We start from the raw sequence: 21,919 nt of genomic DNA, 5'->3' as shown, positions 1-21,919 counted from the left end.
CGGACCTAGAGCAGCGGCGCGAAGAGCCGGGCGACCGGGCCGCCCACGCGGATCCTGAGGGGCTGGTCGGCGAGGTCGGTCTCGAACCGGGCGGCGCGGTCGAAATCGTCGCGCAGGAACGCCTCGACCGATTGCGCCGCGCGCGGATCGAACATCGCCGCCATCGCCTCAAAGTTCAGACGGAAGGACCGGTTGTCGAAATTCGTCGTCCCGATGGCGGCGAAATCGTCGTCGATCAGCACGACCTTCTGGTGCATGAACCCGTCGCCATAGCGCCAGATCTCGACGCCCGCCTCGCGCAGCTCGTCGAAATAGGCAAAGGCCGCCAGCCACGAAACGAGGTGATCGGCCATGTCGGGCACCAGAAGCCGCACCTCGCGCCCCGCCAGCGCCGCGTGTTTCATCGCGGTCAGCACGTCGGTATCGGGCACGCAATAGGGCGAGGCGATCCAGATGCGCCGGCGCGCTGCGACGATGGCCGCGAAAAAGAACAGCGCCCCGGTCTCCATGCTGTCGCCCGGACCCGTGGGCACGATCAGCGCGGCCATGTCCTCGGGCTCGGCGGGCGGGGTCCAGTCGAGTATATCGGCCGGGACCGGCTTGCCCGCCCAGTGCCAATCCTCGGCAAAGACGAGCTGAAGCTGCGCCACCACCGGCCCGCGCAATTCCAGGTGGGTATCGCGCCAGTTGCCGAACCGGGGATCGCGGCCGAGATATTCGTCGCCCACGTTCAGCCCGCCGGTGAACCCGATGCGCCCGTCCACCACCACCGTCTTGCGATGGTTGCGGAAATTGATCTGGAACCGGTGGCGCGGACGCTTGCCGCCTTTCGGATCGGCGACCTCGACCCCGGCATCGCGCAACGCGGCGTAGTAGCTTTCGGGCAGGGAATGGCTGCCCACGGCGTCGGTCATGAACATGACCCGCACGCCCCGCCCGGCCGCCGCGATCAGCCTGTCGCGAAAGGCGCGCCCGATCCCGTCGTCATGAACGATGTAGAACTGCGCGAGCACGTAACGCTCCGCCCTGTCGATGGCCGCGAAGATCGCGTCGAAGGTGGCATCCCCGTCGATGAGCGGCACCGCCCGGTTGCCGCCCAGCACCGGCAAATCGGCGATCCGCGTGAACGGGGTCGGGTCCACCACCAGCGGCCCCGCAGGCGCATGGGCCTCGGCGCCGCGTTTCAGCCCGTCGATCACCCGCTCGCTCTCGCGCCGCGCGATCAGATAGCCGCGATACCGGTGATGGCCGAGAAAGAGATAGAGCAGCACCCCGATATAGGGCGCGGCCAGCAGGAACACGACCCAGCCCAGCGCCCCCTGCGGCGTACGCGCCGACACGATGGCCCGCCACGCGCAAAACAGCGCGGCGATCTGCAACAGAACGACCACCGCGAATATCGCCGCCGACACCATGCGCGCCCCTCGATTCCCTGGCCCCGCACGGGGCGCGGCAGAACCATGAAACCCCATCGCGCCCGGCGCGCAAACCGGAAAATCGCGCGGCTGCCCCAAGTTTGCTGTGGACCTGCGCCGGACCTCGGCCAAACTGGCGCGCGACGGGGCCGCCGCGACGGCGCCCGCACAGGACAGCCGGACCGAGTGCCCATGAAAGACGCCCCCTTCCTCAACCTCGTGCTGGCCCTCGTCTTTCTGGTGCTGATGGGGTGGCTGCTGGTCATCGGCAAGCCGATCCTGCTGCCCATCGTGACCGCCATCATCTCGGTCTACGTGATGACCTCGGCCTCCGAGGCGCTGGGGCGGTTACCGGTCCTGCGGCATTTCCCGTCGGTCTGGCTGCGCCTGCTGGTGCTGGCGGCCTTCGTCGTGATCGTGCTCGTCTTTGCCTATGTCGTGGCCGCCACGGTGCGCGATATCGCCGGGGTCGCGCCGGTCTATCAGGCCAATCTCAGCCGCCTCTTGCAGAACGTCGCGGTGATGTTCGACATCGAGGAACAGCAGCTCTGGAACGAGATCCGATCGCTCACCATCGACAAGATCAGCTTTCAGGCGATCCTGCTGGCGACGCTGGGCGGGTTCACCTCGGTCGGGGGCATGGTCTTTCTCGTCGTCATCTACGCGGGCTTCCTGCTGGCCGAGCGCAACACCTTCCCGCAAAAGATCTCGGCCGCGTTCCGCAACCGCGAAAGCGCCGAAAAGGCGCATCGCATCGTGACCGACATCAACCGCAAGATCAGCGACTATCTCGCGATCAAGACGCTCATCAACATGGTCCTCGGCGCGATCTCCTATGTCGTGCTGTGGGTTTTCGGGGTCGATTTCGCGCCATTCTGGGCCATCACCATCGCGCTGCTGAACTATATCCCCTATGTCGGCTCCTACGCGGGGGTCGCCTTTCCGGTGATCCTGTCGCTGGCGCAATTCGCGTCGATCCCGGTGACGCTGGGGCTGGCGGCGATGCTGACGGCCGCGCAGATGTATGTGGGCAACGTGCTCGAGCCGCGCCGGATCGGCCGCGAGCTCAACCTCAGCCCGTTCGTCGTGCTGGTGGCCCTGTCGGTCTGGGGCGCGCTCTGGGGGATACCGGGCGCGATCCTGTCGGTGCCGCTCACCTCGATCGTGGCGCTGATCCTGTCGAGCTTCGAGCAGACCCGTTTCCTCGCGATATTCCTCGCCGAACGCCCCGAGACGATGACCGCCGACCGCGCCGAGGCCTGACCCGGCGCCCGCGCGGATTTGCACCGGCCACCGAAATCGCCTATTTCACCGCACCCCCGCGCCCTGCGTAAAAGGCGAGACATGGATCGAGATTTCAACGCCCGCCTCTCCGTCGCACCCATGATGGATTGGACGGACCGGCATTGCCGGATGTTTCACCGTGTCCTGTCGCGGCATGCGTTGCTCTATACCGAGATGGTGACGGCGCCGGCGCTTGTGAGGGGTGGGGCGGTGCATCTGCTCGATCACGATGCAGCCGAGCATCCGCTGGCGTTGCAGCTCGGCGGGTCCGATCCGGCCGAGCTGGCCGCGGCCGCGCGGATCGGGGCGGATCGGGGATTCGACGAGATCAACCTCAATGTCGGCTGCCCCTCGGACAGGGTGCAGTCGGGCGCTTTCGGGGCGGTGCTGATGAAGACGCCCGACCTGGTGGCCGAATGCGTCGCGGCGATGATCGCCGCGCAGCCGGTCGAGGTGACGGTGAAATGCCGCATCAGCGTCGATGACCAGAACCCCGCCGAGATCCTGCCCGGGTTCCTCGAAAAGGTCCGCGCGGCGGGGATCCGGCGCGTGGCGATCCATGCCCGCAAGGCGTGGCTCGACGGGCTCAGCCCGAAAGAGAACCGCGATATCCCGCCCCTCGATTATCCGCTGGTGCGGGCGATGAAACGCGCCTTTCCCGATCTGCACATCTCGCTCAATGGCGGGATCGACGGGCTCGCGGCGGTCCGCGCCGAGCTCGAGGGCGGGCTCGATGGCGTCATGGTCGGGCGCGCGGCCTACCAGCGGCCCGCCGACCTGCTGCTCGACGCCGACCGCGCGGTGTTCGGGCGGCCCAATCCGCTGGGCGATCCGGCCGAGGCGGTGGCCGCGATGGCGCCCCATATCGACCGCCACCTTGCCGCGGGCGGGCGGTTGCACCAGATCACGCGGCACATGCTGGGCCTGTTCGCCGGGCGCCCCGGCGCGCGCGCGTGGCGGCGCATCCTCTCGGAAGGGGCGAACCGCCCCGGTGCCGGGCAAGAGCTGCTCGACGCGGCGCTGGACGCGGTCGCCGCCGAGACGGCGCAGGCCGCCGAGCCGCAAGAGGCCGCCCGCACCGCCTGACCGCGGCGCTATCCGCCCCGCTTGAGCCGGGCCGCGCGTCCGCCGCGGCGTTGCGCGATCAGCGGCGCGCGCGCGGGCAGCTCGGCGGTGATGGCGGCGCGTTCCTCGGGCGACAGGCGCGACCATGCGGCGATCTCGTCGATGCTGCGCAGGCACCCGGTGCAAAGCCGCGCCGCCGGGTGGATGACGCAGATCTTGATGCAGGGGCTCTCGATCTCGTCGCGGCGCCAGATCTCGTCGGTCATCGGCTCTCTCCGTCAAGATGGGCGAGCCTGTCCAGCGCGCCCTGCAGGATGTACGAGGCGGCGACGTGGTCGATCACCTCGGCCCGGCGCGCGCGCGAGGTGTCGGCCTCCAGCAGCGCGCGTTCGGCCGCAACGGTCGACAGGCGCTCGTCCCAGAACCCGATGGGCAGGCCCATGAGCCCCGCGAGATTGCGCGCGAAGGCCCGTGTGGACTGGGCGCGGGGGCCTTCGGTGCCGTCCATGTTGCGCGGCAGGCCCAGCACCACGCCGCCGATTTCGCGGTGGCGCGCGATCTCGAGCAGTTCGGCCGCGTCGAGCGTGAATTTCCGCCGCTTCACCGTCCTGAGCGGCGTCGCGACCGAGCGCATCCTGTCCGACACCGCGACGCCGATGGTCCGCGTCCCCAGATCGAGCCCCATCAGCGCGGAACGCGCGGGCAGGGCGGCCCCGAGCCCCTCCAGCGTCTCGTGGATCAGCGTGCCGGCGGCGGGGCCGCTCACGGCGCGATACCCGCCTGTGCGCCCGCCTGCTCGACCGTGTCCAGCGAGGCGGGATCGTCGGCAAAGACCTGCACGGCCTCGTCATAGATGGCCCGCGCGCGGTCCTGGCGGCCCAGAACGACCAGCGCCCCGATCAGCCGCGCCCAGTCGGTGGCCGGTCCGCCCTCGCTGCCCAGCCGCTCCATCAGGCCCGACACCATGCCCTCGATCATTTCCTGGCGCTCTTCGGGGGTCATGTCGGCCGCGGCCTCCATCGCCGCCGCATCCGGTCCGGGTCCGGGCGCGGCCCCGGCCGCCGGCGGCTCGTAGCGGATGCCGGCCTGCGCGGCGATATCGCCGATGCGCTGGCGCACCAGCGCCTCGATCTGCGGATCGGGGGTCGCGCGGCCCTCGGCGATGTCGCGCCACAGCCGGAAGGTCAGGTCGGGACGCCCGGTCTGCGCAAGCCCCAGCCCCTTGAGGTAGAGCGCGCGCGACGACGCGGGATCGCGCGCCAGCGCGGCGTCGAGCGCGGCCTCGCCCTCGGGCGTGACCACGCCGCCCGCCGCCAGCGCCAGCGCCTCGCCCAGCCGCGCGTGATCCTCGGCCGTGGCCGCGTCGCCCAGCAGCGCGATCAACTGCTCCTGCGCGCGTGCCGCGGCGGCGTAGTTGCCGATGTTGAGCTCATTGCGGGCAAGCAGGCGCAGCCCCTCGGTATCGCCGGGGCGGTCGGCCACCGCGCGGCGCAGCCGCTCCATCAGCGCGGCGTAATCCTCGGACAGCTCGGGCGGGTCCATCGGGGTCGCGCGGGCCTCGGCCTCGGCCTGGGTCGGGCGCGCGGCGCGCGCCTGTTCGGCCTGTTCGAGGCGCAGCGACAAAGGCAGGTCGCCATAGCCCGGCGCGCCCTGCCACAGATACAGCGCGCCGCCCCCCGCGATGGCCGCCACGGCGACGAACCCGGCGGCGCCCAGCCGCGCCCAGCCCGGCGCGGGCGCCACGCGGTCGGGCCCGGCGCGGTCGGCCTCGATCAGCCGGCGCTCGACCTCGGTGCGGGCGCGCGCGGCCTCCGCGTCGGTCAGCAGCCCGCGGGCGCGGTCGCGTTCGACCTCGTCGAGCTGGTCGCGATAGACGGCGATATCGGGCGCGTCGCGCGCCTCTTCGCGGCGGCGCAGCAGCGCGGCCAGGATCGGCACCGCGCAAAGCGCGGCGAGGGCAAAGGCGGCAAGCCAGAAGATCATGCGCGCAAGGCTCCGGGTCGGGCGGTCTGGGCCACCGTCTAGCCTTTGCCGCGCCGGGACGAAAGGGCGGGCCGCCCCCCGTCCGCACCCCCCGGCGCGCCCAGTCGCCGCACCGCGGCCCCGAGGGCGATGATCTGTCGCGCCCGCGATGTCGCGGGCGGGCGCCGTTGCGACGCTAAACGCGTTGCGCAAACCGGTCGGCGCTTCCATACAGGGGCCGCCCGCCCTGCGCCCCCGTCCGAAAGGATCGCCCGTGAAACGTCGCTATTCCGCCTTTGCCATCGCCCGCGAGGCCCTGCGCCACCATTCGGGCTGGACCCGCACATGGAAAAGCCCCGCGCCGAAATCGCGCTATGACGTGGTGATCGTGGGCGCGGGCGGGCACGGCCTGGCGACGGCCTTCTGGCTGGGGCGCAACCACGGCATCACCAATGTCGCGGTGATCGAAAAGGGCTGGCTCGGCGGCGGCAACACGGGCCGCAACACGACGATCATCCGCTCGAACTACCTTCAGGATCCGTCGGCCGCGCTCTACGAGAAATCGCGCAGCCTCTACGAGACGCTCAGCCAGGACCTGAACTACAACGTCATGTATTCGCCCCGCGGCGTGCTGATGCTGGCCCAGACCGAGCACGAGGTGCGCGGGTACCGCCGCACCGCCGAGGCCAACGCCCTGCAAGGCGTCGAGACCGAATTCGTCGGCCCCCGGCGGGTCAAGGAACTCTGCCCGATCATGAATATCGACGGGCCGCGCTATCCCGTGCTGGGCGGGCTGTGGCAACCGCGCGCGGGTACGGCGCGCCACGACGCCGTCGCATGGGGTTTCGCGCGGGCCTGTTCGGACATGGGCATGGACATCATCGAGCAATGCGAGGTCACGGGCGTCACCCGCGAGGGCGGCCGCGTCACCGCCGTCTCGACCACCCGCGGCGAGATCGGGTGCGGCAAGCTCGGCATCGTGGTCGCGGGCCATTCGGGCCGCCTGGCCGAGATGGCGGGGTTCCGCCTGCCCATCGAAAGCGTGCCGTTGCAGGCGCTTGTGTCCGAGCCGATCAAGCCCTGCATGGATATCGTCGTGATGGCCAATACCGTCCACGGCTACATGAGCCAGTCCGACAAGGGCGAGATGGTGATCGGCGGCGGCACCGACGGCTATAACGGCTACAACCAGCGCGGCAGTTTCCTGCATATCGAGGAAACCGTGCGCGCCCTGGTCGAGACATTCCCGATGATCTCGCGGCTGAGGATGCTGCGCCAATGGGGCGGGATCGTCGACATGACCGGCGACCGCTCGCCCATCCTGTCGAAAACCCCGGTCGAGAACTGTTTCATCAATTGCGGCTGGGGCACCGGCGGGTTCAAGGCGACGCCCGGCTCGGGCTGGGCCTTCGCCGAGCTGATGGCGCGCGGAGAGTCCCCCCTCGCCGCGCCCTTCGGGCTCGAGCGGTTCCGCGAGGGCCGTTTCATCGACGAAAGCGTCGCCGCCGGGGTGGCGCATTGATCCCCGCGCGGCCGCCGCGCCCCGTCCTCGCCCGCCCCCGCCACGTTCAAGGGTCCGTTCCATGCTGATGCTCAGATGCCCCAATTGCGGCGTGACCGCCGACGAGACGGAACTCGCCCCCGGCGGCGAGGCGCATATCGCGCGTGCCGCCACCGGCAGCGACGATGCCGCTTTCGAGGCCTACATGTTCGGGCGCGAGAACCCTAAGGGCGTTCATTTCGAGCGGTGGCGCCATGCCATGGGCTGCGGCAAGTGGTTCCACGCGGCGCGCTGTACGGTGACGATGCAGGTCTTCGGCACCTATCCCGCGCAGACGCTGTCGCCGCCCGACGACCTGCTGGAAAAGATCGACGCGGCGCGGCCGGGCTGGCGCTGGCGCGATCTCGGCGCGGGGCATCGCCATACCCACGACCACCACGACGAGGAGCGCTGAGCATGGCCCACCGTCTGCCGCGCGGCGGCCGCCGCATCGACCGCGACCGCCGGCTGGGCTTCCGCTTCGACGGCAAGCCGCACGAGGGGCTTGCGGGCGACACGCTGGCCTCGGCGCTGATGGCGTCGGGGCGGATGCTGATGGGCCGGTCCTTCAAGTATCACCGCCCGCGCGGCCCCGTCGCCGCCGGTCACGAAGAACCGAACGCACTGGTCGGCGTAGGGCAGGGCGGCCGGTTCGAGCCGAACCAGCGCGCCACCGTCCAGCCGCTCTACGAGGGGCTCGAGGCCGTGAGCCAGAACCGCTGGCCCAGCCTCGAGACCGATATCGGCGCGATCAACGCGCGGCTCTCGCGGTTCCTGCCCGCGGGGTTCTACTACAAGACGTTCCTCTGGCCGCGCAGCTTCTGGAAGCACGTCTACGAGCCGGTGATCCGCGCCTCGGCCGGGCTCGGCCGTCCGCCCGAGGGCCCCGATGCCGACCGCTACGAGCATGTCAGCCTGCATGTCGATATCGCCGTCGTCGGCGGCGGCGTCGCGGGGCTCGAGGCCGCGCTCATCGCCGGGCGCGCGGGGCAGCGCGTGCTGCTCGTCGAGCAGGATACGCTCTGGGGCGGGCGGGCCGTGGTCGACGGCGCCCGGATCGAGGGCGCCCCGGCGCAGGACTGGATCGACGCGGCCCTGTCCGAGCTTGGCGGCATGGACAACGTGACGCTGCGCGCGAACACGATGGGGGCGGGGGTCTACGATCACGGCTTTCTGCTGGCCTACGAGCGTTGCGGCGACGCCCGGCCCGGCGCGGCAGGGCCGCGCCACCGGCTCTGGCGGGTGCGCGCGGGCCATATCGTCACCGCCACCGGCGCCATCGAGCGGCCGATCGCATTCGCCAGCAACGACCTGCCCGGCGTGATGCTGGCCGGGGCGGTGCGCGATTTCGTCCACGACTACGCCGTGAGCCCCGGCCGCCGTGTCGTGGTCGTCACCAATAACGACGACGCCTATCGCACGGCGCTGGCGCTGCACGAGGCCGGCGTCGAGGTGCCCGCCATCGTCGATGTGCGCCGCAAGCTCACCGGCGAACTGCCCCGCCGCGCGCGCGCGGCCGGGATCGAGCTGCTCGAGGGCCGCGCCATCGCGCGGGTCGAGGGCAGCACCCGCGTCGAGGGCGTCGTGATCTGCGATGCCGCGGGCGACGGCTCGGACGGGCGACTGATGCGCTGCGACGCGGTGGCCATGTCGGGCGGCTGGTCGCCGGTCGTCCATCTTTGGTCGCATTGCGGCGGCAAGCTCGCCTGGGACGAGGCGGGCGCGATGTTCCGCCCCGACCCGTCCCACCCGCCTCTCGGCGCTGACGGAGAGGGGTTCGTCACCGTCATCGGCGCGGCCAATGGCGAGATGTCCACCGTCGCCGCGCTCGAGGATGCGGGCCGCGTGGCCGCCATCGCGGGCGGCGAGCGCACCGCCCCCGAGGCCGAGCGCATCGAGGAACAGCCGCTTCAACCCGTCTGGCAGATGCCCGAACGCGCTGGGCCCGGATTGCGGGCCAAGATGTTCCTCGACTACCAGAACGACGTGAAGGTGTCGGATGTGCGGCTCGCGGCGCAGGAGGGTTTCGTCTCGGTCGAGCACGCCAAGCGCTATACCACGCTCGGCATGGCGACCGATCAGGGAAAACTCAGCAACATCAACGGGCTCGCCGTGCTTTCTCAGGCCCGCGGAGAGCCGATCCCGCAGGTCGGCACCACCACCTTCCGCCCGCCCTTCGTGCCGATATCGCTCGGGTCCATCGCGGGCGAGGCGCGCGGCGAGGTGTTCCAGCCCATCCGCAAGACGCCCATCCACGCCTGGCACGAGGCCAACGGCGCCTCGTTCGAGCCGGTGGGACATTGGCGCCGCCCCTATGCCTACCTGCGCGGCGACGAGACCCGCGAACAGGCCACCGCGCGCGAGGTGCGCGCGGTGCGCGAACGGGTCGGGCTGCTCGACGCCTCGACGCTGGGCAAGCTGATCGTCAAGGGACCGGATGCGGGCCGGTTCCTCGATCTCGTCTATACCAACAAGATGTCCGCGCTGAAGGTCGGGCGGTGCCGCTATGGCCTGATCTGCAACGAGAACGGCTTTCTCAGCGATGACGGCGTCGTGGTGCGCCTCGCTGAGGATACCTATCTCTGCCACACCACGACCGGGGGCGCGGACCGCATCCATGCCCATATGGAGGAATGGCTCCAGACCGAATGGTGGGACATGCAGGTGTTCACCGCCAACGTGACCGAGGCCTGGGCGCAGGTCGCCGTGGCCGGACCCAAGGCGCGCGCGCTGCTCGAAGGTCTGGGCGGGATGGACCTGTCGAAAGAGGCGCTGCCCTTCATGTCCTATGCCGAGGGGCGGCTGGCCGACATTCCCGCGCGTGTCTTCCGCATCTCGTTCTCGGGCGAGCTGAGCTTCGAGGTGGCGGTGCCCGCGGGCCGCGGGCGCGAGCTGTGGGACAGGCTGCTCGAGGCGGGCGCGCCCCATGGCGTCACCCCCTACGGCACCGAGGCCATGCACATCCTGCGCGCCGAAAAGGGGTTCGTCATGATCGGGGACGAGACCGACGGCACGGTGATCCCGCAGGATCTCAACCTCGGCTGGGCGATCTCCAAGAAAAAGGACGACTATATCGGCAAGCGCGGGCAGGAGCGGATCCACATGACCGATCCCGACCGCTGGAAGCTCGTGGGCCTGCGCACCAGGGACGGCTCGCGCCTGCCCGACGGCGTCTATATCCCCGCCGAGGGCACCAATGCCAACGGCCAGCGCAACACCCAGGGCCGCGTGACCTCGACCTATATGTCGCCCACGCTGGGCTACGGCATCGCGATGGCGCTGATCCGCCACGGCCCCGACCGCATGGGCGAGACGGTCGAGGTCGCGCGTCGCGACGGCCCGCCGGTCGAGGCCGTCATCGTCGACCCGGTCTTCTACGATCCCGAAGGAGCCAAGCAGGATGTCTGATCTGCGCCGCGCACATGGTTACGTCGAACTGGCCGAGGTCGCACCGGGCGGCATGGTCCTGCTCAGGGCCGCGCCCGATACCGACGGTCTGGCCGAGGCCGTCGCCGGGGTGGGCGGCGAATTGCCCGGCCGGCTCAGGATCTCGTCGGGCGACGTGCAGGTGGCGTGGATGGCCCCCGACGAGCTGCTGATCCTGACGCCCGACGCCCATGGCGCGACCGTGGAACTCGGCCGCCTGCTCGAGGGGCGGCATCACCTCGCGCTCGACGTATCCGATCTGCGCGCGCGGTTCACCCTGCGCGGCGCCCGCGTGCGCGAGGTTCTGGCCAAGCTCGCCCCCGTCGACATGGCGCCCGCCGCGATGCCGCCCGGCGCCTTTCGCCGCACGCGGCTGGCCCAGATCCCCGCGGCGCTCTGGCTGTCGGGCGAGACGACCGCCCACGCGATCTGTTTCCGCTCGGTCGCCGATTACGCCTTCGCGACCCTGGCCACCGTTTCGCGCGAGGGGGGCGAGATCGGGCTTTTCTGACCTTCACGACGGCGTCATTTGCCCTATGTTCCTCTGCGGAACGGGGCGCCTCCGGGCGTGCCCGTGACAGACACTGACCTGAAGGGGACGACCGACATGGCTTTCGAACTGCCCGACCTGCCCTATGCCCACGACGCGCTTGCCGACAAGGGCATGAGCCGCGAGACGCTCGAATATCACCACGACCTGCACCACAAGGCCTATGCCGACAAGACGGCCGAGCTGACGCAGGGCACCGACTGGGCCGGCAAGCCCATCGAGGACATCGTGCGCGGCACCTATGAAAAGGGCGCCGTCGCGCAGTCGGGGCTGTTCAACAACGCCTCGCAATATTGGAACCACTGCCAGTTCTGGGAATGGATGACCCCCGATCAGTCCTCCATGCCCTCCGAGGTGGAAAAGGCCCTGACCGACAGCTTCGGCTCGGTCGATGCCTTCAAGGAACAGTTCTCGTCCAAGGGCGCGGGCCAGTTCGGATCGGGCTGGGTGTGGCTGGTCAAGGATACCGATGGCGGCCTCAAGGTCACGTCGACCGAGAACGGCGTGAACCCGCTCTGCTTCGACCAGACGGCGCTTCTGGGCTGCGACGTGTGGGAGCATTCCTACTACATCGATTACCGCAACAAGCGCCCCGCCTACCTGTCGAACTTCCTCGACAAGCTCGTGAACTGGGAGGCCGTGGCCGCGCGCATGTGATCGCGCCCAAGCCGGGTTTCCGGGGCCGTCTCCTGCAAGGGGGGCGGCCCTTTTCCTTGCGCGCGGCGGCTTGACGCGCGGTTTACCCCGCTGCGCCATCATCGCCCCCGGATCCGGGCGAACCCTTCGCCCCGCGCGCGATGACGGCCACGGGCCCCCCTAGACCGGGGGCAGCGACGACCGGTCATGCGACAAGCCCCCCGCGAGGGGGTCCGATCCCCGCCCGGCAGGCTGGTTTTGCCGGGCGGGACCGGCCCGGCCCCGAACGCCGCGCCTTATCGCTGCAACCCCGCGTGCCCTTGGCATATGCGGGGCGTTCGGCTTGACACCGCCCCCGCGACACGGTCCCAAGCGGCATGGTCATCGTGTTCGACTCCCTCGACGCCGAAACGCTCGCCCGGCTGCAACGGCCCGACCGCCCGCCGCCGGGCGTCGCGTTCCAGCCGCTCGACATGCAGGGCGCGCTGGGTCGGGCCGATGCCTTTCGCCTGACGGCGAGCCTCGGGCTGGCCGATGACGCGCGCAGCGATGCGGCGGCCGAATGGCTCTGGTCGCGGCTCGCCCCGGCGGCGCCGCTCGTCGTGACGGTCGACGGAACCCGCGCCCGGCTGGGCGAGGCCGCGGCGCTGGCCTGGCTCATCGACAAGGCGCGCGGCTGATCCCGCCACCGGGCAAGACCGCCCGGAACCGCCCCGCCGGGGCGTTCGTTTCCCCTCCGACCATTCAACGGAAAGGGACTCCCATGGCCGAACGCAAGAGATCCAAGGACGGCACCAGCGAGACCGAGCGCTATGTCGATGACGCCGTCGCGACGCCCGGCCAGGCGGGGCGCGCGCAGGGCGAGCTCGAGCGCAAGGTCGGCACCCGCGACGAGCTGAACCAGGCCGAGCATGGCGAGGGCACGACCCGCGTCACCAAGGCCGACGAAAAGGGGCAGGGCAATCTCGGCGGGCTTCACGGCACGGGCGACGAAGACGGAAAGGGAAGCTGAGCATGAGCGCGAAACTGACCCAGGGCACATGGGTGCTGATCGCCGACGGTGAAAAGGCGCTGATCCTCGAGAACAAGACCGATCACGAGAACCCTTATCTCGCCGTCCTCTCCACGAAAGAGCAGGACAACCCCAGCGCCCGCGCCCAGGCGACCGACCGGCCGGGGCGGTTCAACGACGGCCCGTCCGTCCATCGCTCGGCGGTGCAGGATACCGACTGGCACGAACTGGCCAAGGACCGCTTTGCCGATGACCTGGCCGAAATGCTTTACAACAAGGCCCAGAAGGGCGCGTTCGAGCGGATCGTCCTGGTCGCCTCGCACGGGGTGCTGGGCGAGATGCGCGGCAAGCTGCACCACGAGGTCGAGCGCCGCGTCGTGGCCGAGATCCCCAAGACGCTCACCAACCACTCGCTCGACGATATCGAAAAGGTGGTAAAAGCCTCGCTCGCCGAGGGGTGAGCGCGTCGCGCGCAGCGTGGTGGGGCGGGGCGCGGACCTCGCCCCCTTGCGCGCTCAGTCCGTCCCGCGAAAGGGCGGGACGTATTGCATCGCCATGTCCCACGGGAAAAAGATCCAGGTGTCCTGACTGACCTCGGTGATGAAGGTGTCGACCTGCTCGCGCCCGTGCGGCTTGGCATAGACGGTGGCGAAATGGGCGCGCGGGTAGAGCTTGCGCACCAGCTCCAGCGTCCGGCCCGAATCGACGAGATCGTCGACGACGAGGATGCCGGTCCCGTCGCCCATCATCTCGGCATCGGGATGTTTCAGCACCGTGGCCTCGGCCTGGTCCTGGTGATCGTAGGATTTCACGCTGATCGTATCGACCCGGCGGATGTCGAGTTCGCGCGCCACGATCATCGCCGGCGCCATGCCGCCGCGCGTGATCGCCACCACCGCGCGCCATCCCCCGCCGCGCTCGCCAGCCTTGCCGTCGGGGCCGACGCCGTCGAGCCTCCAGGCCAGGGCGCGCGCGTCGCGGTGAAGCTGGTCCCAGCTGACATGAAAGCCTTTTTCATGGGGCAGGCGGTCGGTCATCACGGTTTCCTTCAATCGAGCGCCACCTTCAGCCCCAGCCCCGCGAGGACGACCCCCATCGAACGATCGATCCAGGCTTTCGCGCGGGCATAGGCGGCACGGGGGCGCGGCAGCGAAAAGACGCGGGCGACGACGATATACCACGCCGCCTCGACCCACAGGATATTGACCAGCACGATGCCGCGATCGAGCCAGTCGGCGGTGGCGGGCACGAGCCCGATGAACACCGCGCCGAAGAATATGGCGGGCTTGGGATTGGCGAGCTGCGTCGTCATCCCCAGCCGCACCGCCCGCCCGCCGCTGCGCGGGGCGGCGTTCGTGTCGGGGGCGGGAACCGGCTCGGGCGCGTGGCGCCAGAGTTTCCATGCGAGCCACAGCAGAAAGGCGCCGCCGGCCAGCTTGAGCGCGAGAAATAGCGGCGGCATGACCTGGAACAGCAGCGACAGCCCCGCCAGCGCGGCAAAGGCCCAGAGCACCGCCCCGATCCCGAAGCCCAGCGCCAGCCCCGCCGCGGGCGCGAAACCCTCGCGCGCGGCGGTGCGGATCGACAGAACGAAGGCGGGGCCGGGGCTGATCGCGGCCAGCAGATGCACCAGCGCGACACCGATGAAGGCGGCGAGCGTCACCGCGCCGCCGCCCGCGCGCGGCCCGTCTGGCGCGGCGCCTCGGGGTGTGTGCGCGCCGTGTCGGATGGAGGGCGGTGGCCTGTCTCCACCCTAGTCCCGCGTGATGTCGGGGGCGTCGGGGTTCTTCATGCCGATGACATGATAGCCCGCGTCGACATGGAGGATCTCGCCCGTCACGGCCGAGCCGAGATCCGACAGCAGGAACAGCGCGGCGCGGCCGACCTCTTCCTGGGTGACGGTGCGGCGCAGGGGCGAGTTGTACTCGTTCCACTTCATGATGTAGCGGAAATCGCCGATGCCGCTGGCGGCCAGCGTCTTGATGGTGCCTGCGCTGATCGCGTTCACGCGGATGCCGTCGCGGCCCAGATCCTCGGCGAGATAGCGCACGCTCGCCTCGAGCGCGGCCTTGGCGACCCCCATCACGTTGTAATGCGGCATCACCTTTTCGGCGCCGTAATAGGTCAGGGTCAGCCCCGCGCCACCCTCGGTCATGAGCTTTTCGGAGCGCTGCATGACGGCGGTGAAGGAATAGACCGAGATGTCCATCGACATGGCGAAGTTCTCGCGGCTCGTCTCGACATAGCGGCCGCGCAGTTCGGACTTGTCCGAGAAACCGATGGCATGGACGACGAAATCGAGCTTGCCCCACCGTTCGCGCAACGTGTCGAAAAGCCGGTCGAGGCTCTCGGTCTCGCCCACGTTGCACTCGACGATGAAATCCGATCCGACCTGTTCGGCCAACGGGCCCACGCGCTTTTTCAGCGCCTCGCCCTGGTAGGAAAAGGCAAGCTCCGCCCCCTGGTCGGCCAGCGCGCGGGCGATGCCCCAGGCGATCGACTTGTCGTTGGCCAGCCCCATGATGAGGCCGCGTTTCCCGGCCATCAGCCCCGTTGACATGTCGCCGTCCCCGTCCAACCTTCCGCAGTTCCGAGGGCCTTATCCCAGCCGCCCCCCCGCATCAAGAGAGCCCGCCATGACCGCGACCGACAGCATTTTCGACGCCACCGACCCGATCGCGCTGATCCGCGACTGGATGGCCGAGGCCGGGCGGACCGAGCCCAACGATCCCAACGCCATCGCGCTGGCCACGGTCGATGCCGACGGGATGCCGAACGTGCGGGTCGTGCTGCTCAAGGATATCGAGGACGGGGCGTTCGTCTTCTACACCAATTACGACAGCGCCAAGGGCCGCGAGATCGAGGGTGCGGGCAAGGCCGCCTTTGTCATGCACTGGAAGACGTTGCGCCGGCAGGTGCGGGTGCGCGGCACCGTCACGCGCGAGGACGGCGCGGCGGCCGATGCCTATTACCGCTTGCGCCCGCTGGGCTCGCGGCTGGGGGCCTGGGCGTCGAGGCAGTCGCAGCCCCTGGCCGATCGCGCGACGCTCGAGGCGCGGCTCGAGGAGGCACGCGCCGCGCAGGGCGACGACCCCGCGCGCCCGCCGTTCTGGGGCGGCTACCGCATCGCGCCGCTCTCCATCGAGCTGTGGCAGGACGGGGAAAGCCGCCTGCACGACCGCGAGCTCTGGTCCCGCGACGGCGTGGATTCGCCCTGGAGCGTCAAAAGACTTTTCCCCTGAGGCAATCTGTCATAACACGAGGTCATTCTTTGAGTGCGGGGTTCGTCCGAGGGTGCCCCGACCGCGTTCGTTTGTTCTCACGACCCAGCTATTTTCAACGCGAAGCGATATTTGGAGACCATATGAGAAACACATCCAGTGTTTCCGACCGAATCGTGACCGGTCAGGTCAAGTGGTTCGATAGCGTCCGGGGCTTCGGCTTCGTCGTTTGCGATGATATGCCCCGAGACATCCTGGTTCACGCGAATGTCCTGCGCAATTTCGGTCAGAGTTCGGTCGCGGACGGAAGCACGGTGCGGATGCGGTTGATCGAGACGGATCGCGGCGTGCAGGCGCAGGAGATCCTCGAGATCGAGCCGCCCACCGGACCCTCGGGCAACGGATCCTTCGGGCAGGAGTTCGACGACACGCTCGAGGGTGGACCGCTGGAGCCCGCGCGGGTCAAATGGTTCGACCGCGCCAAGGGATTCGGCTTTGCCAATGTCTTTGGGCGCAAGGACGATGTCTTCGTCCATATCGAGGTTCTGAGGCGATCCTCGCTGGCTGAGTTGCAGCCGGGCGAGGCGGTCGCCGTTCGTGTCGCCGAAGGAGAGCGCGGATGCCTGGCCACGCAGGTCACGACATGGGAAACCGCCCTGACGCCCGACACCCCGCCCAACGGCGCGGACGGGTGCGACGGGGCCTCGCCGCGGACAGGGGCGGACGGGCAGGACGACGGGTCCGATCCGGCCTGATCGCGCTGGCGCTGGCCGCGTTTTGCGGCCCGGCCGCGGCCGGGATCGCCTGCCGCGCGGATGCCGTGACCCTGACCGGCGATTTCGGCGAGGCGCGGTTCCGGGTCGAGATCGCCGACGACAATGCCGAGCGCGCGCAGGGGTTGATGAACCGCGAAAGCCTGCCGCGCGGGGCGGGGATGCTGTTCATCTATGACCGCCCCGGCCCGGCGAGTTTCTGGATGCGCAACACGCTGATCCCGCTCGACATGATCTTTCTCGACGAGACGGGCACCGTGCTGCGCGTCCACGAGAACGCGGTTCCGCTGGACGAATCGCCGATCTTCGGCGGCGATAACGTGCTTGCCGTGCTCGAGATCAATGGCGGGCTGGCCGGGGCCATCGGCATCGGGCCAGGCGACCGGCTGAGCCATCCCGCGCTGCCGCAGGATCGCGCCGCCGCACCCTGCGCGGCCGAGTGACGGGGGGCGCCCGGCGCGGCCCTGGGGGCGGTCGGGACTTTCCAATCGGCGCGCCCGCGGCTATGGATCGGGCGTCGGGGCGTGGCGCAGTCTGGTAGCGCACCTGTTTTGGGAACAGGGGGTCGTGAGTTCGAATCTCGCCGCCCCGACCACCGCGCGGCACTGTCCTTTTCCCCTTCGTATCGCGTCCGGGTCCGCCCCGGTCGATTCGCCGCCCCGCGGGATGGATGATGTGGTTCGGTTCGCCATCACCGCCATATATGGTGAGCGTGTCCGATGAGCCACGATCCGCCGATCCGACCCATCCCCCGTTTATGCACAGCCCGCGCGCCCAGCATTCTGATTCCAGCGCGGTTTTTTTCCTGCGCGGGCAGGGGCGGGGCAGGGGGGTGCGGCGTCGGGGCGAAATAGTCGGGGATAAGTGTTAAAGTTTGATTGACCGCCGGGCGACGCAATAGCATGAGTATGGCCGAGCGAGTGGACCACCATATCTGGTGTACGGAACGGCCGTCTGCAAACCGGGGCACCCCGGTCGACGGGTGGGGTCTGACCGACGACATTCAGCATGACGGGGCACGCAGATGAAGATCGAGCGCAAGTTCACCAAGGCTGGGCGCGACGCCTACGAGGGCATCGAGTTCACCACCACGGTCAGCGAGATCCGCAATCCCGACGGCACGGTGGTGTTCCGCAACGACGCGGTCGAGGTGCCGAAATCCTGGAGCCAGGTGGCCAGCGACGTCATCGCGCAGAAATATTTCCGCAAGGCCGGCGTCCCGGCCAAGCTCAAGCGCGTGAAGGAAAAGGGCGTGCCCGAGTTCCTGTGGCGCTCGGAGCCCGACGGCGATTGCGGCCGCGTCGGCGAAAGCTCGTCCAAGCAGGTGTTCGACCGGCTGGCGGGTGCCTGGGCCTATTGGGGCTGGAAGGGCGGCTATTTCTCGACCGAGGAGGACGCGCGCGCCTATTTTGACGAGATGCGCGTCATGCTGGCCACCCAGAAGGCCGCGCCCAACAGCCCGCAATGGTTCAATACCGGGCTGCACTGGGCCTATGGCATCGACGGGCCGAGCCAGGGGCATTTCTACGTCGATTGGCAGACCGGAGAGCTGACCCGCTCGGCCACGGCCTATGAGCATCCCCAGCCCCATGCCTGTTTCATCCAGTCCGTCGACGACGACCTCGTGAACGAGGGCGGGATCATGGATTTGTGGGTGCGCGAGGCGCGGCTGTTCAAGTACGGCAGCGGCACCGGCACCAATTTCAGCCGCCTGCGCGGCGAGGGCGAGCCGCTGTCGGGCGGCGGCAAGTCGTCGGGCCTCATGGGGTTCCTGCGCATCGGCGACCGCGCGGCGGGCGCGATCAAGTCGGGCGGCACCACGCGCCGCGCGGCCAAGATGGTGATCTGCGACGCCGACCACCCCGATATCGAGGCCTTCATCAACTGGAAGGTGATCGAGGAGCAGAAGGTCGCAAGCCTCGTCGCCGGGTCCAAGGCGCATGAGCGCGAGCTGAACGGCATCTTTGCCGCCATCCGGACCTGGGACGGCGACGCCACCGACGCGGCCGATCCGAACGTGAACGCGGCGCTCAAGCAGGCGGTGAAATCCGCGCGCAAGGCCGCGATCCCCGAAACCTATGTCAAGCGGGTGCTGGATTACGCGCGGCAGGGATACGGCTCGATCGAGTTCCCGACCTATGACACCGACTGGGACAGCGAGGCCTATTCGAGCGTCTCGGGCCAGAACTCCAACAACTCGATCCGCGTGACCGACGCCTTTCTCAAGGCCGTGCGCGAGGATGCCGACTGGGAGCTCATCCGCCGCACCGACGGCTCGGTCGCGCGCACCATCAAGGCCCGCGACCTGTGGGAGCAGGTCGGTCATGCCGCCTGGGCCTGCGCCGATCCCGGCATCCAGTTCCACGACACGGTGAACGCCTGGCACACCTGCCCCGAGGACGGGCCGATCCGGGGCTCGAACCCGTGCTCGGAATACATGTTCCTCGACGACACCGCCTGCAACCTCGCCTCGCTGAACCTGCTGACCTTCCTCAAGGACGGCAAGTTCGACGCCGACGGCTACATGCACGCGGTGCGGCTCTGGACGGTGACGCTCGAGATCAGCGTGATGATGGCGCAGTTCCCCTCGAAGGAGATCGCGCAGCGCAGCTATGACTTCCGCACGCTGGGGCTGGGCTACGCCAATATCGGCGGGCTGCTGATGACCATGGGCCATGGCTATGACAGCGATGCCGGCCGTGCGCTCTGCGGGGCGCTGACCGCGCTGATGACGGGGGTGAGCTATGCGACCTCGGCCGAGATGGCGGGCGAGCTGGGCGCATTCCCCGGCTACGAGCGCAACGCGGCCCACATGCTGCGCGTGATCCGCAACCACCGCCGCGCCGCGCAGGGCGAGGCCGAGGGCTACGAGGGGCTGGCGGTCAAGCCCGTGCCGCTCGACCATGCAAGCTGCCCCGACCGCGACCTGGTCGACCTGGCCGTGGCCGCCTGGGACGAGGCGCTGACCCTGGGCGAAGAGCATGGCTATCGCAACGCGCAGGTCACGGTCGTGGCCCCCACCGGCACGATCGGGCTGGTGATGGATTGCGACACCACCGGGATCGAGCCCGATTTCGCGCTGGTCAAGTTCAAGAAGCTCGCCGGCGGCGGCTATTTCAAGATCATCAACCGCTCGGTCCCCGCGGCGCTGACGCATCTGGGCTATCGCCCCTCGCAGGTCGAGGAGATCGTGGCCTATGCGGTCGGGCATGGCTCTTTGGGCAATGCGCCCGGCATCACCCATGCAAGCCTCGTCGGCCACGGCTTCGGCGCCGACGAGATCGCCAAGATCGAGGCGGCGTTGCCCGCGGCCTTCGACATCCGGTTCGTCTTCAACCGCTGGACGCTGGGCGATGCCTTCTGCACCGGCACGCTGGGCATCCCGGCCGACAAGCTGAACGATCCCGGCTTCGATCTGCTGCGCCACCTGGGCTATTCCCGGCGCGAGATCGAGGACGCCAACGCGCATGTCTGCGGGACGATGACGCTGGAGGGGGCGCCGCATCTCGATCCGCGCCACTACCACGTGTTCGACTGTGCCAATGCCTGCGGGCGGATCGGCAAGCGCTATCTCGGCGTCGAAAGCCATATCCGCATGATGGCGGCGGCGCAGAGCTTCATCTCGGGGGCGATCTCCAAGACGATCAACATGCCCAACTCGGCCACGGTCGAGGATTGCCTCAAGGCCTACGAGCTGTCCTGGTCGCTGGGCACCAAGGCCAATGCACTCTATCGCGACGGCTCGAAACTGAGCCAGCCACTCGCCTCGGCGCTGATCGAGGATGACGACGAGGCCCAAGAGACGCTGGCCACCGGCAGCACCCAGGACAAGGCGCGCGTCCTGGCCGAGAAGGTCATCGAGAAGATCGTCGTGAAAGAGGTCGCCAAGGCCCGCGAGAAACTGCCCGAGCGGCGGCGCGGCTATACGCAAAAGGCGATCATCGGCGGGCACAAGGTCTATCTGCGGACCGGCGAATACCGCGACGGGACGCTGGGCGAGATCTTCATCGACATGCACAAGGAAGGCGCGGGGTTCCGCGCGATGATGAACAACTTCGCCATCGCGGTCTCGGTGGGCCTGCAATACGGCGTGCCGCTCGAGGAATTCGTCGACGCCTTCACCTTCACCCGGTTCGAGCCGGCGGGCATGGTGCAGGGCAACGAGACGATCAAGAACGCGACCTCGATCCTCGACTACATCTTCCGCGAACTGGCGGTGAGCTATCTCGACCGGACCGACCTCGCGCATGTCGCGCCCGAGGGGAAATCCTTCGACGATCTCGGCCGCGGCGAGGAAGAGGGCAAGCGCAACTTCCGCGACGTGCCTGGATCGGACGGCTCGTCACCGCTCGACGTGCTGCGGCAGGTGGCCTCGACCGGCTACCTGCGGGGCCGCGCGCCGGTGGGTCTGGTCGCGATCAAGAGCGAGACGACCTCGAGCTCGACCACCGCGACGACCGCCGTGGCCGTCGACGCGCGCGCCAAGGCCAAGATGCAGGGCTACGAGGGCGATCCCTGCGGCGAATGCGGCAACTACACCCTGGTGCGCAACGGCACCTGCATGAAGTGCAACACCTGCGGCGGGACGTCGGGGTGTAGTTGATCCGCCGGGGCGGGGGGCGATTTTTCTACGAAAAATCGACCCGCCGAGGTGGGAATGACATAAGACACGGGGCGGATGCGTTCGCCCTGTCAGCCGGCCGGGACGCAGGCAGAACACGACACGGGCAGCAACGACCGATCCCGGCAAGCGAAACTCGGGGGGCCATCAGGCCCCCCTTTTTCGTGAAGAGATTTCGATACTCAGGCTATTTGTTTACCGGCGGCTAATAAGCGTTTCGTACGGTCCGTGAAAGATGAGGGATCGTGGAACCTAGTTATGATTGTTGATAAATCATGCTCGGGTGGCTTATTCTAGGGTCAGGATGCATTGATTGTTGCTGTTCGGCGTGATTCACGGCCCGAAAAACGGAGCGGTGACATGGACGACCTCTACTGGCTGAGCGACGAGCAGATGGCCAAGCTTTCCCCTTTC

The 21,919-nt window shown here is 68.9% G+C and carries 21 protein-coding genes and 1 tRNA gene; 15 read left to right on the top strand and 7 right to left on the bottom strand.

Annotated elements, in window-relative coordinates:
- Positions 1 to 5: 5 nt before the first annotated feature.
- A complete protein-coding gene (gene cls, locus E2L08_RS12290; protein ID WP_133397390.1) occupies positions 6 to 1,415 on the bottom strand; it encodes a cardiolipin synthase in 1,410 nt (469 codons plus the stop codon).
- A 192-nt stretch (positions 1,416 to 1,607) separates the two neighbouring features.
- Between cls and E2L08_RS12285 the strand changes: the two genes are divergently transcribed.
- Positions 1,608 to 2,678 carry an AI-2E family transporter gene (locus E2L08_RS12285; RefSeq protein WP_133397389.1) on the top strand — a complete coding sequence of 357 codons (1,071 nt, stop codon included), beginning with the start codon at positions 1,608 to 1,610 and terminating at the stop codon, positions 2,676 to 2,678.
- A gap of 81 nt (positions 2,679 to 2,759) precedes the next feature.
- Complete coding sequence (gene dusA, locus E2L08_RS12280) at positions 2,760 to 3,785, top strand: tRNA dihydrouridine(20/20a) synthase DusA (RefSeq protein WP_133397388.1); 1,026 nt, start codon at positions 2,760 to 2,762, stop codon at positions 3,783 to 3,785.
- A gap of 8 nt (positions 3,786 to 3,793) precedes the next feature.
- Here the strand turns inward: dusA and E2L08_RS12275 are convergent, their stop codons facing one another.
- The 3 genes from E2L08_RS12275 to ccmI all read right to left on the bottom strand — a co-directional run bounded on the left by E2L08_RS12275 (position 3,794) and on the right by ccmI (position 5,747).
- A complete protein-coding gene (locus E2L08_RS12275; RefSeq protein ID WP_133397387.1) occupies positions 3,794 to 4,030 on the bottom strand; it encodes a DUF1289 domain-containing protein in 237 nt (78 codons plus the stop codon).
- Positions 4,027 to 4,449 carry a Holliday junction resolvase RuvX gene (gene ruvX, locus E2L08_RS12270; protein ID WP_370450687.1) on the bottom strand — a complete coding sequence of 141 codons (423 nt, stop codon included), beginning with the start codon at positions 4,447 to 4,449 and terminating at the stop codon, positions 4,027 to 4,029. Before ruvX ends, E2L08_RS12275 begins: the two co-directional genes overlap by 4 nt.
- A 77-nt stretch (positions 4,450 to 4,526) precedes the next feature.
- The gene (gene ccmI / locus E2L08_RS12265) at positions 4,527 to 5,747 is read right to left on the bottom strand and encodes a c-type cytochrome biogenesis protein CcmI (RefSeq protein WP_133397386.1); all 1,221 of its coding nucleotides are present in this window, start codon (positions 5,745 to 5,747) and stop codon (positions 4,527 to 4,529) included.
- Between the two features lie 253 nt (positions 5,748 to 6,000).
- Here ccmI and E2L08_RS12260 point away from each other — a divergent pair, with 253 nt between their 5' ends.
- The 8 genes from E2L08_RS12260 (at position 6,001) to E2L08_RS12225 (ending at position 13,351) form a co-directional block, all read left to right on the top strand.
- Complete coding sequence (locus E2L08_RS12260; RefSeq protein ID WP_240758222.1) at positions 6,001 to 7,248, top strand: sarcosine oxidase subunit beta family protein; 1,248 nt, start codon at positions 6,001 to 6,003, stop codon at positions 7,246 to 7,248.
- A 61-nt stretch (positions 7,249 to 7,309) separates the two neighbouring features.
- On the top strand, positions 7,310 to 7,681 hold the full coding sequence (locus E2L08_RS12255; protein WP_133397384.1) for a sarcosine oxidase subunit delta: 372 nt from the start codon (positions 7,310 to 7,312) through the stop codon (positions 7,679 to 7,681).
- A gap of 2 nt (positions 7,682 to 7,683) precedes the next feature.
- The gene (locus E2L08_RS12250) at positions 7,684 to 10,674 is read left to right on the top strand and encodes a sarcosine oxidase subunit alpha family protein (protein WP_133397383.1); all 2,991 of its coding nucleotides are present in this window, start codon (positions 7,684 to 7,686) and stop codon (positions 10,672 to 10,674) included.
- The gene (locus E2L08_RS12245; protein WP_133397382.1) at positions 10,667 to 11,203 is read left to right on the top strand and encodes a sarcosine oxidase subunit gamma; all 537 of its coding nucleotides are present in this window, start codon (positions 10,667 to 10,669) and stop codon (positions 11,201 to 11,203) included. Before E2L08_RS12250 ends, E2L08_RS12245 begins: the two co-directional genes overlap by 8 nt.
- 96 nt (positions 11,204 to 11,299) lie before the next feature.
- Positions 11,300 to 11,899 carry a superoxide dismutase gene (locus E2L08_RS12240; protein ID WP_133397381.1) on the top strand — a complete coding sequence of 200 codons (600 nt, stop codon included), beginning with the start codon at positions 11,300 to 11,302 and terminating at the stop codon, positions 11,897 to 11,899.
- Positions 11,900 to 12,264: 365 nt separating this feature from the next.
- On the top strand, positions 12,265 to 12,558 hold the full coding sequence (locus E2L08_RS12235; protein ID WP_168771140.1) for a hypothetical protein: 294 nt from the start codon (positions 12,265 to 12,267) through the stop codon (positions 12,556 to 12,558).
- Positions 12,559 to 12,641: 83 nt separating this feature from the next.
- Positions 12,642 to 12,890: a hypothetical protein gene (locus E2L08_RS12230; protein ID WP_133397379.1), complete on the top strand. Its 249-nt coding sequence runs from the start codon at positions 12,642 to 12,644 to the stop codon at positions 12,888 to 12,890.
- A gap of 2 nt (positions 12,891 to 12,892) precedes the next feature.
- Positions 12,893 to 13,351 carry a host attachment family protein gene (locus tag E2L08_RS12225; protein WP_133397378.1) on the top strand — a complete coding sequence of 153 codons (459 nt, stop codon included), beginning with the start codon at positions 12,893 to 12,895 and terminating at the stop codon, positions 13,349 to 13,351.
- Between the two features lie 54 nt (positions 13,352 to 13,405).
- Here E2L08_RS12225 and gpt read toward each other — a convergent pair whose 3' ends face one another.
- The 3 genes from gpt to fabI form a co-directional block, all read right to left on the bottom strand.
- Positions 13,406 to 13,927: a xanthine phosphoribosyltransferase gene (gene gpt / locus E2L08_RS12220; RefSeq protein WP_133397377.1), complete on the bottom strand. Its 522-nt coding sequence runs from the start codon at positions 13,925 to 13,927 to the stop codon at positions 13,406 to 13,408.
- 11 nt (positions 13,928 to 13,938) lie between these two features.
- Positions 13,939 to 14,553: a LysE family translocator gene (locus E2L08_RS12215; RefSeq protein ID WP_133397376.1), complete on the bottom strand. Its 615-nt coding sequence runs from the start codon at positions 14,551 to 14,553 to the stop codon at positions 13,939 to 13,941.
- A gap of 90 nt (positions 14,554 to 14,643) precedes the next feature.
- Positions 14,644 to 15,450, bottom strand: coding sequence for an enoyl-ACP reductase FabI (fabI, locus tag E2L08_RS12210; protein WP_133397375.1), 807 nt, complete (start codon positions 15,448 to 15,450; stop codon positions 14,644 to 14,646).
- 76 nt (positions 15,451 to 15,526) lie between these two features.
- Here fabI and pdxH point away from each other — a divergent pair, with 76 nt between their 5' ends.
- From pdxH to E2L08_RS12185, 5 genes are all read left to right on the top strand, one after another.
- Positions 15,527 to 16,132: a pyridoxamine 5'-phosphate oxidase gene (gene pdxH / locus E2L08_RS12205; protein ID WP_133397374.1), complete on the top strand. Its 606-nt coding sequence runs from the start codon at positions 15,527 to 15,529 to the stop codon at positions 16,130 to 16,132.
- Between the two features lie 122 nt (positions 16,133 to 16,254).
- Complete coding sequence (locus E2L08_RS12200; protein WP_133397373.1) at positions 16,255 to 16,866, top strand: cold-shock protein; 612 nt, start codon at positions 16,255 to 16,257, stop codon at positions 16,864 to 16,866.
- Positions 16,867 to 16,871: 5 nt separating this feature from the next.
- Positions 16,872 to 17,327: a DUF192 domain-containing protein gene (locus E2L08_RS12195; RefSeq protein WP_240758227.1), complete on the top strand. Its 456-nt coding sequence runs from the start codon at positions 16,872 to 16,874 to the stop codon at positions 17,325 to 17,327.
- Positions 17,328 to 17,402: 75 nt separating this feature from the next.
- Positions 17,403 to 17,479, top strand: a tRNA-Pro gene (locus E2L08_RS12190).
- Positions 17,480 to 17,908: 429 nt separating this feature from the next.
- A complete protein-coding gene (locus E2L08_RS12185; protein WP_133397371.1) occupies positions 17,909 to 21,487 on the top strand; it encodes a vitamin B12-dependent ribonucleotide reductase in 3,579 nt (1,192 codons plus the stop codon).
- Positions 21,488 to 21,919: the final 432 nt, after the last annotated feature.

Origin of the sequence: Palleronia sediminis (assembly GCF_004358695.1) — a bacterium.
GTDB classification, from domain to species: domain Bacteria; phylum Pseudomonadota; class Alphaproteobacteria; order Rhodobacterales; family Rhodobacteraceae; genus Palleronia; species Palleronia sediminis.
This window is presented reverse-complemented; position numbering and strand designations above follow the sequence as displayed.

Excerpts from the sequence above, each read along its gene's own strand:
- cls (WP_133397390.1), bottom strand. The coding sequence starts at position 1,415 with ATGGTGTCGGCGGCGATATTCGCGGTGGTCGTTCTGTTGCAGATCGCC.
- E2L08_RS12285 (WP_133397389.1), top strand. The coding sequence starts at position 1,608 with ATGAAAGACGCCCCCTTCCTCAACCTCGTGCTGGCCCTCGTCTTTCTG.
- dusA (WP_133397388.1), top strand. The coding sequence starts at position 2,760 with ATGGATCGAGATTTCAACGCCCGCCTCTCCGTCGCACCCATGATGGAT.
- E2L08_RS12275 (WP_133397387.1), bottom strand. The coding sequence starts at position 4,030 with ATGACCGACGAGATCTGGCGCCGCGACGAGATCGAGAGCCCCTGCATC.
- ruvX (WP_370450687.1), bottom strand. The coding sequence starts at position 4,449 with ATGGGGCTCGATCTGGGGACGCGGACCATCGGCGTCGCGGTGTCGGAC.
- ccmI (WP_133397386.1), bottom strand. The coding sequence starts at position 5,747 with ATGATCTTCTGGCTTGCCGCCTTTGCCCTCGCCGCGCTTTGCGCGGTG.
- E2L08_RS12255 (WP_133397384.1), top strand. The coding sequence starts at position 7,310 with ATGCTGATGCTCAGATGCCCCAATTGCGGCGTGACCGCCGACGAGACG.
- E2L08_RS12250 (WP_133397383.1), top strand. The coding sequence starts at position 7,684 with ATGGCCCACCGTCTGCCGCGCGGCGGCCGCCGCATCGACCGCGACCGC.
- E2L08_RS12245 (WP_133397382.1), top strand. The coding sequence starts at position 10,667 with ATGTCTGATCTGCGCCGCGCACATGGTTACGTCGAACTGGCCGAGGTC.
- E2L08_RS12240 (WP_133397381.1), top strand. The coding sequence starts at position 11,300 with ATGGCTTTCGAACTGCCCGACCTGCCCTATGCCCACGACGCGCTTGCC.
- E2L08_RS12230 (WP_133397379.1), top strand. The coding sequence starts at position 12,642 with ATGGCCGAACGCAAGAGATCCAAGGACGGCACCAGCGAGACCGAGCGC.
- E2L08_RS12225 (WP_133397378.1), top strand. The coding sequence starts at position 12,893 with ATGAGCGCGAAACTGACCCAGGGCACATGGGTGCTGATCGCCGACGGT.
- gpt (WP_133397377.1), bottom strand. The coding sequence starts at position 13,927 with ATGACCGACCGCCTGCCCCATGAAAAAGGCTTTCATGTCAGCTGGGAC.
- fabI (WP_133397375.1), bottom strand. The coding sequence starts at position 15,450 with ATGTCAACGGGGCTGATGGCCGGGAAACGCGGCCTCATCATGGGGCTG.
- pdxH (WP_133397374.1), top strand. The coding sequence starts at position 15,527 with ATGACCGCGACCGACAGCATTTTCGACGCCACCGACCCGATCGCGCTG.
- E2L08_RS12200 (WP_133397373.1), top strand. The coding sequence starts at position 16,255 with ATGAGAAACACATCCAGTGTTTCCGACCGAATCGTGACCGGTCAGGTC.
- E2L08_RS12185 (WP_133397371.1), top strand. The coding sequence starts at position 17,909 with ATGAAGATCGAGCGCAAGTTCACCAAGGCTGGGCGCGACGCCTACGAG.